The organism is Dinoroseobacter sp. S375 (assembly GCF_049800775.1).
Lineage (GTDB): Bacteria > Pseudomonadota > Alphaproteobacteria > Rhodobacterales > Rhodobacteraceae > Dinoroseobacter.
Genome location: NZ_JBNAFR010000017.1, coordinates 45,743 through 60,117 on the forward strand (window position 1 = coordinate 45,743; position 14,375 = coordinate 60,117).

A 14,375-nucleotide genomic window follows, 5' to 3' on the forward strand; every position below is an offset into this window, starting at 1 on the left:
AAGATATACTGGCCTCACCACAGGTCTTTTGCGGGGCCCACGTCGAACGGGGCGCCGAAGCGCACGGAGTTTATCAGAGCCAGACCGAAAGGCTCTGCACGAAGCTCGAACACATCCCCGTCTTCAATCTTTTGCCCCTCTTCGGTGCTCATCACCGCGTTGCCAAAGTAGAGGACAAAAACATCCCCTTCGCTAAGGCCGTCGCGATATTTGAACGTGTGCGCCTCGATATTGGCAAAGCTGTGCAACATGTTGTCTTCGCCTGTGCCGAAATGTGCATCCCAGATCACGTCCTCGCCGCGTCTCAGGGCGATATGTGCCCGAAGATCCGACGGCGGAGCGCCGATCAGCACCTCGGGACCAAGGGACACCTGCCGACGCTTTGACTGAGCCAGATGGTAGACATTGCGAAAATACATCTCTTCGTCCGAAAACTCGTTCCCCAATGAGAAGCCGATCCGGTACGGTTTCAGGTCTGCACCAACAACATAAAGTCCTGCGATCTCGGCCTCTTCACCCGGGCCAACACCATAGAAGGGATGTTCAACAGCACCGCCGGGACGCACCAGAATGCTCCCGTTTCCCTTGTAAAACCATTCCGGCTGCGCGCCGATTTCACCCTCGGCAGGTCGCCCGCCTTCGTCCCCGAGCCGCAAGATCTTGTAGTAATCCGGCCATTTTTCCGGGTCCGGTCCGTGGTCGGGTTGCGCCTCGTACCACGAGCGATGCGACAAGCCAGAACCCGCGACCAAAACATGGGCGGGGTCCGGGTGGTCGATAGGAACGCGAATACGGCCCTGCGCCAGGGCGTCTTCGAGCGACACCGTATCGCTTGTCATCCTTTCGGTGATCAGGTCCGGCAAGCTGCGACCGGCATTGATTGCGTCCAAAGCCAGATCGCGCAGAGTTGTGGTACCCGACAGAATCCTTGCCGCGTCCTCGCCCCGCCGAGCGGTGACGACGCGCGATCCGTCTGCCAGATCGACCTGAGAGAGCCTGTACGTCATTGGGGCGCGTCCTTGTCCAATATGCTGATTGCTTCCATTTCGATTGATTGTCCGGGCAGGCTCAGCGCGTCCAGGGGCAGCCCGACAGATGCTGGCCCCGGTTTGGTGAAACGGTCGCTGCGCAGTTGCAGGTTATCGTTGAACCCCTGGACGGTGTTCAGGACATAGTAGGAATTGGTCTTGTGAACGTCCCGAAGGCTGGTGCCGCAAGCGTCCAAGGAAGCTTCCATCGCGTCGAGCGTGCCGCGAGTCTGCGCGATATGATCGCCAGGGGCCGCGACCGTGCCATCCGCTGCCAAGGCTGCCAATCCACCGGCGAAAACCATATCCTCGCAGACCAGAGTTTGACGCCATAGCAGTGGCCCTGGCGCCGTGCGTCCCTCCGGATGTCGCTGCATGGGAAGCCGGGTGCCATCGTCGCCGCGCATGGCCCAGGCACACAGGTTAATCGCGCAACCGTCAGGGAACACTCTCGGCAAGGGAATCGCCGTCAGTGCGGGACCCCCACCTGGTATCCGCTCTGCCAACAGGCGCAGGCATCTCTGCCAGGCGTCGTCTGGCAAGGTGACATCGTAGTGGAGGTTCAACCGCACCACATCTGCAAGGTCGGCCCCGAGTGCGTCCAGCGTCGCCGCAAGGTGATCCAGCAGAACGGCAAGCTGCGCTGGTGCGTCGCCCGCATGCAGAACGGCGCCATCAGTGCTGCGCGCAGATTGAAGCCCAGTGTAGACCATGCTGCCGACACGCAGGCCGTGCGCCAAGGGGCGTTCGGGCGCGTAAAGCGTATCTTGTGTGACCGCCTTGCGGGGCAGTCGGTGGCCGTCTTGCGCCTTCATGGCATAGGTGCAGATTTCGACCAGCAGTTCCGGCAGGACCAAACGGTCGAACGGCACCATGTCGATGACGGCACCATCAAGCCCGGGCATCAGCTCTAGCACCCGCGCGCGATAAACATCTTCGTCGACCTCGCCGGTGTTTACATAGGACACCCGCAGATGAACGATGTCCGCAGGGCCAGCTCCAAACTCGGCCAGCAATGGACCGATATGGCCACACGCGACCACAGTCTGAGTGTCCAGATCATCGGGATGATCAAGGTCAAGCTGCGGGTTCAAGACGATCATGTCATTGGTGTGCATCGCCATCGTCCAAGGATGGTCAACGTCGAGTTCGAAGTTTTTTGGATTGTAATTGCGCCTTGGCAAGACTGCGCCCTCCCTGCTCTGCGCCTCAGCGCGTTTCGTTGCTCAATTGACTGTCGAGATAGGCGAGTGCGCCAGAGACGTGCATCTCCACACCGATGGCCAACGCGTCTTCGTCGATGTCGAATTTCGGGTGGTGATGGGGCCAGTCGGTGCCCTTGTCGGGATTGCCAACGCCAATGAAATAGAAGGTTCCCGGCACGTGCATGGCGAATTCCCCAAAGTCCTCGCCGATCATCGTGACGTAGGGAACAAGCTGACGGTCGGTGCCTGCAATCACCGTGGCGGCGGCCTCGCGCATGGTGGCTGTCAGGAGGGGGTCGTTCACGGTAGGCGGGTCAAAGGCCGTCCATTCGATCTCGACGTCGACGCGGTGCGCTGCGCAGACGTTGCGCACGATCCGCTCAAACCGTTCCAAGACCGTTTCGCCCTTGTCTGCCCGCGATTCGAACAGGCAACGGACGGTGCCTGTCAGTTCGGCTTGCTCCGGGATGATGTTTGCAGCGCTTCCGGAATGGATCGAACCGAAGACGATGGCGCAGGCCCGGTGCGGGCTGATCTCGCGCGCAAGAAGCAGCTGCGCCTGCTGAACGACTGCGGCGGCCGCTGAAATCGGATCGACCGCATCGTCCGGGATCGCCGTATGACCCCCACGCCCCTTCAACGTCAGTTTAAAGACGTTCGCTTCCGCCATCACCGCGCCATCCTGCGCGGATAGAGAGCCAGTCGGCAGGTCTGTCATCAGATGCGTGCCGATGACCGCGTCTACCGTGGGATTGTGCAGGACACCCGCCTCGACCATGTTCGCCGCGAACCCGAGTTCTTCGTTCGGCTGAAACACGAATTTTATGTCGCCCTTCAGGTCATCACGCTGTTCCGCCAATACCTTCGCCGCGACCATCATCATCGCGGTATGTCCGTCATGACCGCAGGCATGCATCTTGCCGTGAACCTTGCTGGCATGCTCCAGCCCGGTGTCCTCGACGATTGGCAGCGCGTCGATGTCGGCGCGCATCATCAACGTCTTGCCCGGCTGGCCGCCACGCAGAAGACCGATCACGCCAGTCTCCCCCATGCGCGAGACTTCCAGCCCGAGGTCTTTGAGATAGTCCTCGATGATGCCTGACGTGCGGTGTTCCTCCAGACCAAGTTCAGGGTGCTGATGAAAGTCGCGTCGAAGCGCGATCAACTCCGGCTCCAGTTCGCTCACACGGCTTCTGAGATCGCGGGGCATGGTGTTCTTCCTCTGGTAAATTAGGCGGGGAGGGCCGCGATGCCGGCAGCAATGCGATCAATCGCATCCTTCAGTTGATCGTCGGGAACGGCGAAGGAGATCCGGATGTACCCCTCTCCGGCAGGGCCGAAGATCGGGCCAGGAATGGTGATGACCCGTTGGCTCTGGAGCAAATGTTCCGCGAGATCCCAAGACGACAAGCCGGTCGCCTTGATGTTCGGGAAGGCGTAGAACGTGGCTTCGGGCCGTACGCAGGACAGCCGGGGGATCGCATTCAACCCCGTGTCAACAATGTCTCGGCGGCGGGCGTAGGCGGCCATCATGTCTGCGACGCAGTCTTGCGACCCCGTGATTGCCGCCAGCGCCGCACGTTGGGAAACCGCCGTCACCCCGGAGACGAGATGCTCCATGAGTTTTTCCATCTCATCGACGATCCGCTCGGGCCCGACGACATACCCGACCCGCCAGCCGGTCATGGCGTAAGTCTTGGATAAGGTGAACGCAGTCATGGTCCGTTCGAACATGCCCGGAAGCGACGCAATGGAGACATGCGCGCGATCATCGAAGCACAGATCCTCATAAGGCTCATCCGAGAACACCAGCAAATCGTGATCCGTCGCGATGGCCGCGATGGCCTCCAATGTCTCGCGATCAAACACCGCCCCAGTTGGGTTTGAGGGTGAATTGACAACGATCATCACGGTTCGCTCGGTAATAGCGGCGCGCAGATCGTCGGGGTTCAATCGGAAGCCGTTTTCTTCGTATAGCGGCACGGATACAGGCGTCCCGCCGAACAACCTGATCTGACTGAAGTAATCATATCCGGGGTCCATCACGATGACCTCGGCCCCCGGCTCGACGTGATTGAGCATCGTATTGAACACGACTTGCATTGCACCGACCGTGACCATGACGTGCTTGGCCGGATCGACATTCAACGCATTCTGCCGCTTCAGCTTTTCGGCAATGGCCGCGCGGAGGTCAGCGAAACCCCGCGCCGGGGGATACCGCGTGTAGCCCGCATCCAATGCGTCTTTGGCGGCTTGGATAATATGTGAAGGCGTATCAAAGTCCGGCTGACCTATCCCGAGATTGATCACGTCATCCATTCCGTCGGCCATCGCGTGCATCTTTCGGATGCCAGACCATTCGACGCCCCTCAGGCGATCACTCAATCCAAAATCACGCGGCATGAGAGCCCTCCAATCCAGCTGCTATGCGGAGATCAGCACAAAATTTCAGCTTCGTCTATTTATAATATACAAACACGATCCTAAAAGTTGTTGACAGAATATTAGAGCTGGGTAACGTCCAGACATCGACAAAGTGGGCACTTCTGTCACCCAGCTCTCGACGTGGGGGCGACAGTGGAACGCGGCATCTGACACCGACGGCCCTCAACCAAAGGGGAGTTGTTCAATGAAATTGCATCGGATCATGATCAGCGCTGTTGCTGCCTGTGGCCTCGCTTTGCCCGCCACCGCTGATCTTCTCGAAACTGCGAAAGGCGACGGGCTCAAGGTCGCCTTTTTTAATTTCCAGCCGTTTTCCTACAACGCAGATGGCGGCGAGTTGACCGGTACGGATGTCGACACTCTCAAAGCCGTGCTCGAGGACATGGGCGGCTCTATCGACACGGCGCAGGCAACGGAGTGGGGCGCTCTCATTCCCGGCTTGAAAGCAGGCCGGTTCGACGTTGTTGCCGCCGGTATGTTTGTCACACCTGAACGTTGCGCAGTGGTGTCCTTTTCGGAGCCGATCTTCGGTATCCCACAGACACTGGTGGTTCCGGCGGACAACCCAAATGGCATCGCAACCTATGACGATATCGCCGAAAAAGGTCTGAAGGTTGCCGCGCTCAGCGGCTCGGCACAGGTTGGATATGCGCGCGACAGCGGCATTGCCGATGCGAACATCATGCAAATCCCCGATAACCCCACCGCGATCGCGGCGGTGCGCGCGGGTCGCGCTGATGCCTATGCACTCGACGCGCCGGGCGCGCGGGCACTGGTCGCGGGCGTGCCCGAACAGGACTTCATCATTGTTGAGCCCTTTGGCGACATCGCGGGCAAACCTGCCATGGCCCATGGGGCCTTTGCATTCCGCCCCGAGGACCAAGCCTTTGTCGATGCTTTCAATGTTGCCTTGAAGGAACGGATCGAGAGCGGTGCGCATGTCGCCACGCTTGAGGCCCACGGCATGGAAGCAACTGAAATGCCAAAACTCACAACTGCGGAACTCTGCAGCGAGTGACCCGTTCTGCTGCGGCCCATCAGCTTGTTGGCCGCAGCATTCCCGCCAAACGCTGGTGCAGCGAATGCCCCACCATACAGGTAGCACATCCTGTGCAAAACGCATGGTTTCGGACCGAGTGCAGTCACATGGGTGACGCGCGAAAGGCAGAACGATGACATCGACCTCGATCAGAATGGCCGCCATCGTGGTGTTACTCGCCTTCGTCGCGGGTATGGTGTTCGCCACGTTTTCAGAACTGCGCGTATTCCTTCCCGCGCTGTTGCAAGGCGCGGTGGTCACCATACAGGTGGCGGTCCTTTCCCTGGTCGTGTTCTTTGTGGCCTCCGTGCTGGCGGGCGCGGGCAGGGCGCACTCCTTCCGGCCCCTTCGATGGTTCTGCGCGATCTATGTCGAGATCTTTCGTGGCACCTCCCTGCTGGTGCAATTGTTCTGGCTGTTTTTCGTTTTGCCGGAATTTGGCATCACGCTGTCACCGATGCTGGCGGGCGTGCTGGCCATCGGTTTGAACTATGGTGCCTATGGTGCCGAGGTGGTGCGCGGTGCCCTGCGGTCCGTTCCAAAGGGCCAGAAAGAAGCTGCGGTTGCACTCAACCTGCCGCCATGGAAACGCTTTGTCCGCGTCATCTTTCCCCAAGCCGCACTCATCATGCTGCCTGGCATGGGCAACCTGACGATCGAGTTGATCAAGTCGACAGCGCTGGTGTCGGCGGTCACGCTGGTCGACATCACGTATGCCTCTGTTTTGCAGAACAACATCCACTACCGCACCGTTGAAATCTTCACGATCACGATGCTGCTCTACTACATTCTCAGCCAGATCGTTCGATTCAGTTTCGGTGCGCTTGAGGTTCGGGCTGCGCGATATCGGGGGAGGACGATCTGATGGACTGGTCATGGGAATTCACATTCGACCGCGTTCTGCCGGCCTTGCTGCAAGCCCTGCCGGTGACGATCCAGGCGACCGTTTTTTCGTTCCTGCTTGCGGTCGCGCTCGGGCTTCCTTTGATGCTTCTTCGCAAGAGCCCCATCAGGATCGTCGCGCTTGTCGTTGGCGAAATCATCGAGTTCATTCGCGGCACGCCGCTTCTGGTCCAGATATTCTTTCTGTTTTTCGTGCTGCCTGAATTCGGTTTGACATTGCCGCCACTGACGACCGGTATTCTCGCCATCGGCATATACTACAGTGCGCTCTGTTCGGAGGTGTTTCGTGCTGGTTTTGATGCCGTGCCACGTGGACAATGGGAAGCGGCGCGGGCCCTGAACCTGAGCCCGGTCAGAACTCTTACCGGGATCATTATTCCGCAGTCCTTACCCCCTATTGTGCCTGCGCTCGGCAACTTCCTCATTGCGATTTTCAAGGAAACACCCCTGCTGTCCTTCGTGGCCGTGGCCGAGATCATGCAGGTGGCCAAAGGCATCGGCATCGAAACCTACCGCTTTACCGAAGCGATCACCGTGGCCGGGATCCTGTTCCTCATTCTGAGCCTTATCGCCGCCGCACTCGTCGGCATGGTCGAGCGTTATGTCAACAGAAAGGTCTATCACTGATGGCCCCCAAGATCACCTTCGACAATGTCACCAAGCGCTATGGAACCCTGACCGTTCTGGATGGGCTCAACCTCGAAATCGAGGAAGGCGAGGTTGTTTCGATCATTGGACCGTCCGGGTCAGGCAAGACCACGGTGCTGCGCGTTCTCATGACTTTGGAGGAAATCCAGGAAGGCGTTATCTCGCTGGACGGTGAACCTTTCACGCATGTCCGAAAGGGCGATGGGTTTGTTTCGGCAAAACCATCGCACATCCGCAAGATGCGCTCGAAAATCGGGATGGTCTTTCAGAACTTCAATCTCTTCCCGCACATGACGACGCTTCAGAACTGCATCGAGGCGCCGGTCCAGTCGCTTGGACTTAGAAAGGACGAAGCGGTGGAGCGGGCGCGCGAGCTGCTTGGCATGGTTGGCATGAGCGACAAGGAAGACCACTACCCCTCGCAGCTGTCAGGTGGCCAGCAACAGCGCGTGGCAATCGCTCGTGCCTTGGCCATGCGCCCGGAAATCCTGCTCTTTGATGAACCCACCTCTGCGCTTGATCCCGAAATGGTCGGTGAAGTGCTGTCCGTGATCCGGTCGCTCGCGTCCGAGCACAGCTACACCATGCTTTTGGTGACGCACCAGATGGGCTTTGCGAAAGAGGTATCAGACCGGATCCTGTTTTTTGAAAGCGGGAAATTTGTCGAGCAGGGCAAGCCGGACGAGTTCTTTGCCAACCCGGAACACCCGCGCACCAAGGAGTTTCTCGCCAAGGTCCTGGAGGCGGGGTGATGGCGCTTACGGGTGCGCACTTCATCGCCGGTAAAAGCAGCAAGACGGGTGCCGGGTACTTTCAATCCAAGACTTTGTCGGGCCGGTCGTTGTCTGTTTCTGAAGGCGGCAGCGACGAAGTCGACCTTGCGTTGAACGCCGCCGAGGATGCTTTTATCGCGTTTGCAGCGACCGATGGCGCGACGCGCGCAACGCTGCTGCGCAGGATAGCCGACAAGATCGAAGCGCGTGCAGATGACATTGCCGAAATCGGAACCGAAGAAACTGGCCTGCCAGAAGCAAGGCTGCGTGGCGAAACGGGCCGGACCACGGGCCAACTCCGCATGTTCGCTGATTTCGTGGAAGCCGGTCGAGAGTTGGAGGTCCGCCACGACCCGGCGCTCCCGGACAGGGAGCCTCTGCCGCGCCCCGACTTGCGACTGAAGATGCGCCCTGTAGGTCCAGTTGTCGTGTTTGGCGCGTCGAACTTTCCGCTCGCCTTCTCCGTCGCGGGTGGCGATACGGCGTCGGCCTTGGCGGCAGGGTGTCCGGTTGTCGTGAAAGGCCATCCCGCGCATCCGGGAACCGGGGAAGTGGTCGCAAGCGCAATTTCCGAGAGCGTGTCGGACTGCGCATTGCCATCGGGCGTCTTCTCCATGATCCAAGGCACGTCGCATGCTCTGGGTCATGCCCTTGTCACGCACCCGCTGACTGCGGCGGTGGGCTTTACCGGCTCTCTGGCGGCAGGACGGGCGCTTTTCGATCTGTGTGCTGCGCGTCCGGTACCCATTCCATTCTTCGGTGAACTGGGCTCAATCAACCCGGTGTTCATACTGCCCGGAGCCCTCGCCAAACGCGGCGAAGACATCGCGTGCGATTGGGTCGCATCGCTGACCATGGGGGTCGGGCAGTTTTGCACGAACCCGGGCCTCGTCATCGTGCCGCAAGGCGCGGACGGAGATCGGTTCCTCGGACGCGCAACATCGCTTCTCAAGAATACTGAACCGCAAACCATGCTGACCGACAGCATCGCGTCGACCTACCGCGATGGGCTGGCCACGGTGCAAAACCAGCCCGGCGTTCAATTGCACTCGCACGGGACGTCGACGGATCGAATGGTCCTTCCCGGGCTCGCTGAAACGACGAGTGACGTGTTTATCGAGACGTCACAGTTGCATCATGAAGTGTTTGGCCCCTTCGGCCTTGTGGTCCGTGTTCAGGACGACAGTGAGCTTATGCGCGTTGCCCGCCATATTGAGGGTCAGTTAACCTGCACCCTGCAAATGGACGCCAGCGACAAGGCTCTGGTCGAAGCACTTCTTCCGGTTCTGGAGCGCAAGGCAGGACGGATTCTGGCGAATGGATTTCCAACTGGCGTGGATGTTGCCGGCGCCATGGTGCACGGCGGGCCATATCCTGCATCGACCAATTTCGGACACAGCAGCGTGGGCACCATCGCAATCAGGCGATGGTTACGGCCTGTTTGCTACCAGGGGTTTCAAGACATGACAGACTGAGACTTTGAGAACGATCAAACCCCGGCTCTCGTCGAGAAGACGCAGAATGTCCTCAGCGGCAGTCATCATAGAGTGTCGGGTGTCTGCAGTTCATGTCTCTGTTCCGAGCATATGCGACGCCTTTGCACGACGCAGCATTTGGAAGCTATGGGCGCAACGCCGACCTCAGATGCCGCGCCGCAATCCTGTGATAAGGTCCCTTGTCAATGTCGGGTAGACGCAGTGGAGGGCACGGCGGATCGGATTGGAGGCGAGTGCCTGCGGCACGCATTCGATGCGGCGAACAAAAGGAACCCGGATCTTCAAGACGACCGGCAACTTACGGGCGGTTCCAGCTTCTGCTTGGGCACACCAAGATCGACAGCACAGTCCGATACATGGGCGTGGATCCCGAAGGCGCGCAGGCAATCACCGAGGCCATTGAACTCCAAAAACCTCGCGCCGTCGTCGCTGGCGGCCCATTCCGGACCTTTGATCGTTTTTCAAGATTCTGCGTTTGCAGTCGCTTGAGCGACATTCAGCATTTTTCTGAGCCGAGGGCACCGGCGGTCCGAAACGCGGGAGGCCTTGGTCAGAAGCGCCCGATGTTGGTCCGGCGCTTCCCCTGTCTGACGGCGACGACTGGGCCTGGACGGCAAGGAGGTCCTTGATCGAGTTCAGAAAGCGCCGCATCCTTTAAAAGATGCGGGGTGATGGCCTGTCATCCATGCCAGTTTTTGAGGGTTTTTTGCCATGTGTATGAAGTGCTGCGAAGCGGTTCTGACCGAAGCCGGGTGGATCAACCCGTGCCTGTGCGGTGCACCGGAGACGCAAGCCGCGATGGACAGGATCGAAGCTGACATCACACGGCGTCAACTGATTGGTGGCATGTCCGCCGTCATTGGCATGTTCGCGGGCTTCGGGCTTGCACCTACCGAGGTGCGGGCGCAATCACCCGGTCGCCCGACACTCCTTACAAACCTTCGGTTCTTTGATGGCCAGACCTTGTCGGTACAAACCGGCCGGGACATTCTTGTCGATGGCGGCCGCATCGCCGCGATCCTCCCCGCGGGGACGGGTCCGGGTGACGCGGACATCATCGACTGCGGTGCCCGTACGGTGACACCGGGTCTGATCGATTGCCACTGGCATGCAACACTCGCAAGCGTGAGCCAGACCGCCGCCCTGACGCAAGACATCGCCCTGATCCATCTTATTTCCGGGCAGGAAGCAGGGGCGACGCTGCGGCGCGGTTTCACGACGGTCCGCGATACGGGCGGGCCGGTCTTCGGTCTCAAAACGGCCATTGATCGCGGCGTACTGCCGGGACCCCGGGTCTTTCCGTCTGGTGCAATGATTTCGCAGACATCGGGTCACGGCGATTTTCGCTTTCTCAACACGCTGCCGCGTATGCCGGGGGATCCGGCGGATCACACGGAGCGCACCGGTGTCGCGGCGATCGCAGACGGGCGCGACGAGGTGCTGCGCCGCACCCGTGAGCAGCTCATGAAAGGCGCGAGCCAGGTCAAGATCATGGCGGGTGGAGGCGTGTCCTCGCTTTATGATCCCTTGGATACCGCGCAGTTTCTGGAGGAAGAAATGGACGCCGCCGTGCGGGCAGCCGCCGACTGGGGCACGTATGTCTGCGCGCATGTCTACACCCCGGAAGGCATCCAGCGGTCTTTGCGCGCCGGGGTGAAGTCTATTGAGCATGGTCAGCTGGCCGATACCGAGACCATCAGGATGATGCGGGAGGAGGGCGCGTGGTGGTCGATCCAGCCCTTCCTTGCCGACGAGGATGCAAACCCGAAATCCGACCCTATCCAGCAAGCCAAGCAAAAGCAGGTCGCCGAGGGGACGATCCGCGCCTTCGAAGAAGGTCGTGCGGAAGGGGTGAATATGGCGTTCGGGACGGACATATTGTTGAATCCCGGAGGATCGCAAAGCCAAGGGCGGCAACTGACCAAGCTTGCGCGTTTCATGGCGCCGCTTCAGGCGTTGCGCATGGCAACGGGCGCAGCCGGAGAGTTGCTTGCCCTGTCGGGACCCCGTGATCCGTATCAGGGCCGCCTTGGCGTTCTCGAGGAGGGCGCGCATGCCGATCTGCTCGTATGGGACGGAGACCCCGAAACCAGCATTGATTTCATACAGGACCCTGAGACGAACCTGCGGCTCGGGATGAAGGCTGGCCGCGTATTCAAGGAAACACTCTGATGGCTCACGGGACTTCTCGGTCCAAGACAATCGCATTCGCTCTCGCGGGGGCGCTTCTGCTGTCGCTACCCTTCGGTGTCGCGGCACAGGAGGACAGATCGTTCGTTGGGGCCCATGGCGCCATGACACCGGGCTCTTACATGCGCACGACAGGTGATACGACCGAACAGCTTGATCTTTGGCCGGATCAGAGTTTCCATTTCACCTCGGACGGGCAAGCTCATGCAGGTCGTTGGCACGCCGACCCGCGCCAGGGTGCCGTCGTTCTCGACCTCGGGACGAGCAGCCTTGCCTTTGACGTCCGGAATGCTCAGCGCCTGCGCCCTGTCGCGGCACAAGGAGACGCATCGCAGGACTTCGAGTTGTCGGACTCCTTCTCTCCCGCCGCACTGAATTTGCCGATCTCGGGCATGCTCACCTATTTCGCTGATGCGGCAACGATCGTGCACTGCGCCACGGGGAAGCTCTACCCGGTCGCGCAGGATGAAGACTACCTGACGCTGGAGCGCGCGTATCTGGCAGATCGTGCGGGCCCTGCAGAACCATTGTTCGTGACCATGGACGCGGTGATCGAGATGCGCGCGCAAATGGAAGGCCCCGAAAGACTGACGGTTGTGCCGATGGCGTTCACAGGGGCATTCCCCGGAGAGGATTGCCGCCTCGGAAACAGGTCTCTGGATTTGCAGGACGCGGTATGGAGAATGACCGCACTCGGCGACACCGAGCTCGATCCCTCGATCGGGTCTCGCGAGCCGTTCATGTCGTTCAGTCCAAGTGAGGATATGTTTCTAGCGTCTGTCGGGTGCAACACGATCCGTGGCGGCATGTCAGGGTCCGGGTCGGACCTGTCCTTCGCGCAGCCGATGTCGAGCACGATGATGGCGTGCCCCGATCCGCTCGCCGCTTTGGAAGCGCAACTGGGAGACATTCTGTCCAGCGTCGCGCGCTACGAGATCGGCGGTCGCACCCTCAGACTCATGGATGCCGAAGGCGACCGCGTCGCCCGGTTTCGAGCGGCGTATTTGCCCTTCTTTCGATAAGAGCAATACGCTCGCGTCAACGCTCTCCGGAGGGGAGCTTTGACCGCCATCATCGCGCCTTTGCGCGCGCGCAAGATCGCGCATCGTCCGGATCGCAGGTCCACGCAAGCAATCAGAGACGCGTATCCAGTTCCGAGCTACCCATATGAGGTGCTGCACGTCAGCAGACATTGCGAGCGACGGCATCACGGGACGCCATAGGCTCTTCCCTGCCTTAGGATCATTGACAGCACGTTTGCGGGTCAAGTGCATATAGCCAGCGAGGACGGCCCTGACCTGCCATTGGATACTCGCTCGGATGCTGCGTTGCGGCCAACATAGCTGACGTTCGCCGCAAGCGCGAACCTCAAGCTTCCTCTTACTGACACATCGCGGACTTTGGCACCCTTCAGTGCGGTCCCAGCAACGGCGGCTCGCGCTGTTGTTGGTCCACTTTCTGGAGGCTGCTCCAAGTTTCTGACGAAAACAACCGCGCCAGCGCTTGAGACCCTTGCGGTCTCCACGCTGCCGCTCAACACTGCAATACAACCGGAAGATTCCAGATCAAACCTGCTCTAGTGGTGGGGGCAACCTCTCGAATCTCCAATGAGCTGGAAGCCCAATTGCGAAGCTTTTGCCATGGGAAATTTCGGATATTTTAGTATTGGAAATCCAAATCGAATAATGCCGTCAGTATGCGGGAAACTAGCTCCCTATAGTCTTCTACGTCTCTCTCGGAAACCTGTACTGACGCACGTTCGTGTATTAGCTTATTTCGCATGTTGTAGTAGTGGGAAACCTTCCCCCAATCGGCGTCAGATATGCCCGGAATCGGCTTGACGGCATTTATCACCAAGTGACGGGCCTTGAATATCTTAGCTATTTCAGCGTCACCGTATTTTTGGGGTGGAAATTTTTCAGGACTATGAACAATGTATTCCTTAAGGCCGATTTCAAGGTTGCTATCGAGAAGGATCAACGCGATGCGCCCCTTGGTATCCATCTTGCGGCGCGCGATCCCGTCCACGACCCCCATTGCTTCAACGAGGCCTCGAGTCCAGGGTGCGTTCTTGAATACAGCCGCATTCTGCTCAATTATTCGATCATGATACGGCTTTTTACGGCCCCTTGGCACCGGCGGAAGAACGACCTGCTTTTGGGTCCCCGGCTGGCTCAAGTCTATGTCGGCTACTTGGCCTGACTGATACTTGTAAACGCCTTCCTCTCTGTCGTTTTTCATGCGCCGAGAAAGGGTTGAGTAGTACGCAGTAAGGTGGATAATTTTGTCCCGCAACTCCAGAAAAGTAGGGTGGCTATAATTCAATGCGCTCTTGTTGCTCGCCCAAGGCATCAGTTCAGGTGAGCCTTTGAGACGCAGAATAACTCTACACAGCGATGCGTCCGGGTGAGGAACACCTGCCTCACCTTTGTAGAAGCCCATCTCGTGGTTCTTAACGTGGGAAGCGATTAGCCGATCGTTGCAGTAGACATAAACGCCGTAGTTTTCTGCTTCAGGATCTCTGTCTAGTATGAGGCCGCCACTCAGAGTAACTTCAAGCTGACCGCTTCCGTCGGGGGATATTGAAAAGGTGGACTGCCTTGGGGGGTAGTCTGGAGGGTAGGCCCAATGATCAAACCTCGTCGCGC

12 protein-coding genes and 1 pseudogene are annotated in these 14,375 nt (G+C 59.3%); 8 read left to right on the forward strand and 5 right to left on the reverse strand.

The window, feature by feature from the left end:
* Positions 1-14 precede the first annotated feature (14 nt).
* From araD1 to ACP150_RS21585, 4 genes are all read right to left on the reverse strand, one after another.
* Complete coding sequence (gene araD1, locus ACP150_RS21570) at positions 15-1,007, reverse strand: AraD1 family protein (protein ID WP_424968793.1); 993 nt, start codon at positions 1,005-1,007, stop codon at positions 15-17.
* Positions 1,004-2,152: a RidA family protein gene (locus ACP150_RS21575; protein ID WP_424968794.1), complete on the reverse strand. Its 1,149-nt coding sequence runs from the start codon at positions 2,150-2,152 to the stop codon at positions 1,004-1,006. Before ACP150_RS21575 ends, araD1 begins: the two co-directional genes overlap by 4 nt.
* Before the next feature lie 85 nt (positions 2,153-2,237).
* The gene (locus ACP150_RS21580) at positions 2,238-3,443 is read right to left on the reverse strand and encodes a M20 metallopeptidase family protein (RefSeq protein WP_424968795.1); all 1,206 of its coding nucleotides are present in this window, start codon (positions 3,441-3,443) and stop codon (positions 2,238-2,240) included.
* A 20-nt stretch (positions 3,444-3,463) separates the two neighbouring features.
* The gene (locus tag ACP150_RS21585) at positions 3,464-4,636 is read right to left on the reverse strand and encodes a pyridoxal phosphate-dependent aminotransferase (RefSeq protein WP_424968797.1); all 1,173 of its coding nucleotides are present in this window, start codon (positions 4,634-4,636) and stop codon (positions 3,464-3,466) included.
* Positions 4,637-4,880: 244 nt separating this feature from the next.
* Here ACP150_RS21585 and ehuB point away from each other — a divergent pair, with 244 nt between their 5' ends.
* The 8 genes and pseudogenes from ehuB to ACP150_RS21625 all read left to right on the forward strand — a co-directional run bounded on the left by ehuB (position 4,881) and on the right by ACP150_RS21625 (position 12,749).
* A complete protein-coding gene (gene ehuB / locus ACP150_RS21590; protein WP_424968798.1) occupies positions 4,881-5,696 on the forward strand; it encodes an ectoine/hydroxyectoine ABC transporter substrate-binding protein EhuB in 816 nt (271 codons plus the stop codon).
* A gap of 175 nt (positions 5,697-5,871) precedes the next feature.
* Entirely contained in the window at positions 5,872-6,582 is a 711-nt protein-coding gene (gene ehuC, locus ACP150_RS21595; protein WP_424968799.1) for an ectoine/hydroxyectoine ABC transporter permease subunit EhuC, read from the forward strand.
* The gene (gene ehuD, locus ACP150_RS21600; RefSeq protein WP_424968800.1) at positions 6,582-7,247 is read left to right on the forward strand and encodes an ectoine/hydroxyectoine ABC transporter permease subunit EhuD; all 666 of its coding nucleotides are present in this window, start codon (positions 6,582-6,584) and stop codon (positions 7,245-7,247) included. Before ehuC ends, ehuD begins: the two co-directional genes overlap by 1 nt.
* Entirely contained in the window at positions 7,247-8,020 is a 774-nt protein-coding gene (gene ehuA, locus ACP150_RS21605; RefSeq protein ID WP_424968801.1) for an ectoine/hydroxyectoine ABC transporter ATP-binding protein EhuA, read from the forward strand. The genes ehuD and ehuA overlap by 1 nt, the downstream gene beginning before the upstream one ends.
* The gene (locus ACP150_RS21610; RefSeq protein ID WP_424968802.1) at positions 8,020-9,516 is read left to right on the forward strand and encodes an aldehyde dehydrogenase (NADP(+)); all 1,497 of its coding nucleotides are present in this window, start codon (positions 8,020-8,022) and stop codon (positions 9,514-9,516) included. The genes ehuA and ACP150_RS21610 overlap by 1 nt, the downstream gene beginning before the upstream one ends.
* A gap of 238 nt (positions 9,517-9,754) precedes the next feature.
* A pseudogene (locus tag ACP150_RS21615) lies at positions 9,755-9,944 on the forward strand (tyrosine-type recombinase/integrase); the annotation flags it as partial.
* 391 nt (positions 9,945-10,335) lie between these two features.
* Positions 10,336-11,709 (forward strand): amidohydrolase family protein, encoded by a 1,374-nt coding sequence (locus tag ACP150_RS21620; RefSeq protein WP_424968803.1) that lies wholly within the window; start codon positions 10,336-10,338, stop codon positions 11,707-11,709.
* 122 nt (positions 11,710-11,831) lie between these two features.
* The gene (locus ACP150_RS21625) at positions 11,832-12,749 is read left to right on the forward strand and encodes an META domain-containing protein (protein WP_424968804.1); all 918 of its coding nucleotides are present in this window, start codon (positions 11,832-11,834) and stop codon (positions 12,747-12,749) included.
* 637 nt (positions 12,750-13,386) lie between these two features.
* On the opposite strand, the gene ACP150_RS21630 is transcribed toward ACP150_RS21625, so the two are convergent.
* Positions 13,387-14,375: hypothetical protein (locus ACP150_RS21630; RefSeq protein ID WP_424968805.1), on the reverse strand; the 989-nt coding region annotated here is incomplete at its 5' end.

What these genes read in the sequence shown, in the direction of transcription:
- ACP150_RS21580 (WP_424968795.1), bottom strand. Translation starts at nt 3,443, where the DNA reads ATGCCCCGCGATCTCAGAAGCCGTGTGAGCGAACTGGAGCCGGAGTTG.
- ehuC (WP_424968799.1), top strand. Translation starts at nt 5,872, where the DNA reads ATGGCCGCCATCGTGGTGTTACTCGCCTTCGTCGCGGGTATGGTGTTC.
- araD1 (WP_424968793.1), bottom strand. Translation starts at nt 1,007, where the DNA reads ATGACGTACAGGCTCTCTCAGGTCGATCTGGCAGACGGATCGCGCGTC.
- ACP150_RS21585 (WP_424968797.1), bottom strand. Translation starts at nt 4,636, where the DNA reads ATGCCGCGTGATTTTGGATTGAGTGATCGCCTGAGGGGCGTCGAATGG.
- ACP150_RS21625 (WP_424968804.1), top strand. Translation starts at nt 11,832, where the DNA reads ATGACACCGGGCTCTTACATGCGCACGACAGGTGATACGACCGAACAG.
- ACP150_RS21575 (WP_424968794.1), bottom strand. Translation starts at nt 2,152, where the DNA reads ATGGCGATGCACACCAATGACATGATCGTCTTGAACCCGCAGCTTGAC.
- ehuB (WP_424968798.1), top strand. Translation starts at nt 4,881, where the DNA reads ATGATCAGCGCTGTTGCTGCCTGTGGCCTCGCTTTGCCCGCCACCGCT.
- ehuD (WP_424968800.1), top strand. Translation starts at nt 6,582, where the DNA reads ATGGACTGGTCATGGGAATTCACATTCGACCGCGTTCTGCCGGCCTTG.
- ACP150_RS21610 (WP_424968802.1), top strand. Translation starts at nt 8,020, where the DNA reads ATGGCGCTTACGGGTGCGCACTTCATCGCCGGTAAAAGCAGCAAGACG.
- ehuA (WP_424968801.1), top strand. Translation starts at nt 7,247, where the DNA reads ATGGCCCCCAAGATCACCTTCGACAATGTCACCAAGCGCTATGGAACC.
- ACP150_RS21620 (WP_424968803.1), top strand. Translation starts at nt 10,336, where the DNA reads ATGGACAGGATCGAAGCTGACATCACACGGCGTCAACTGATTGGTGGC.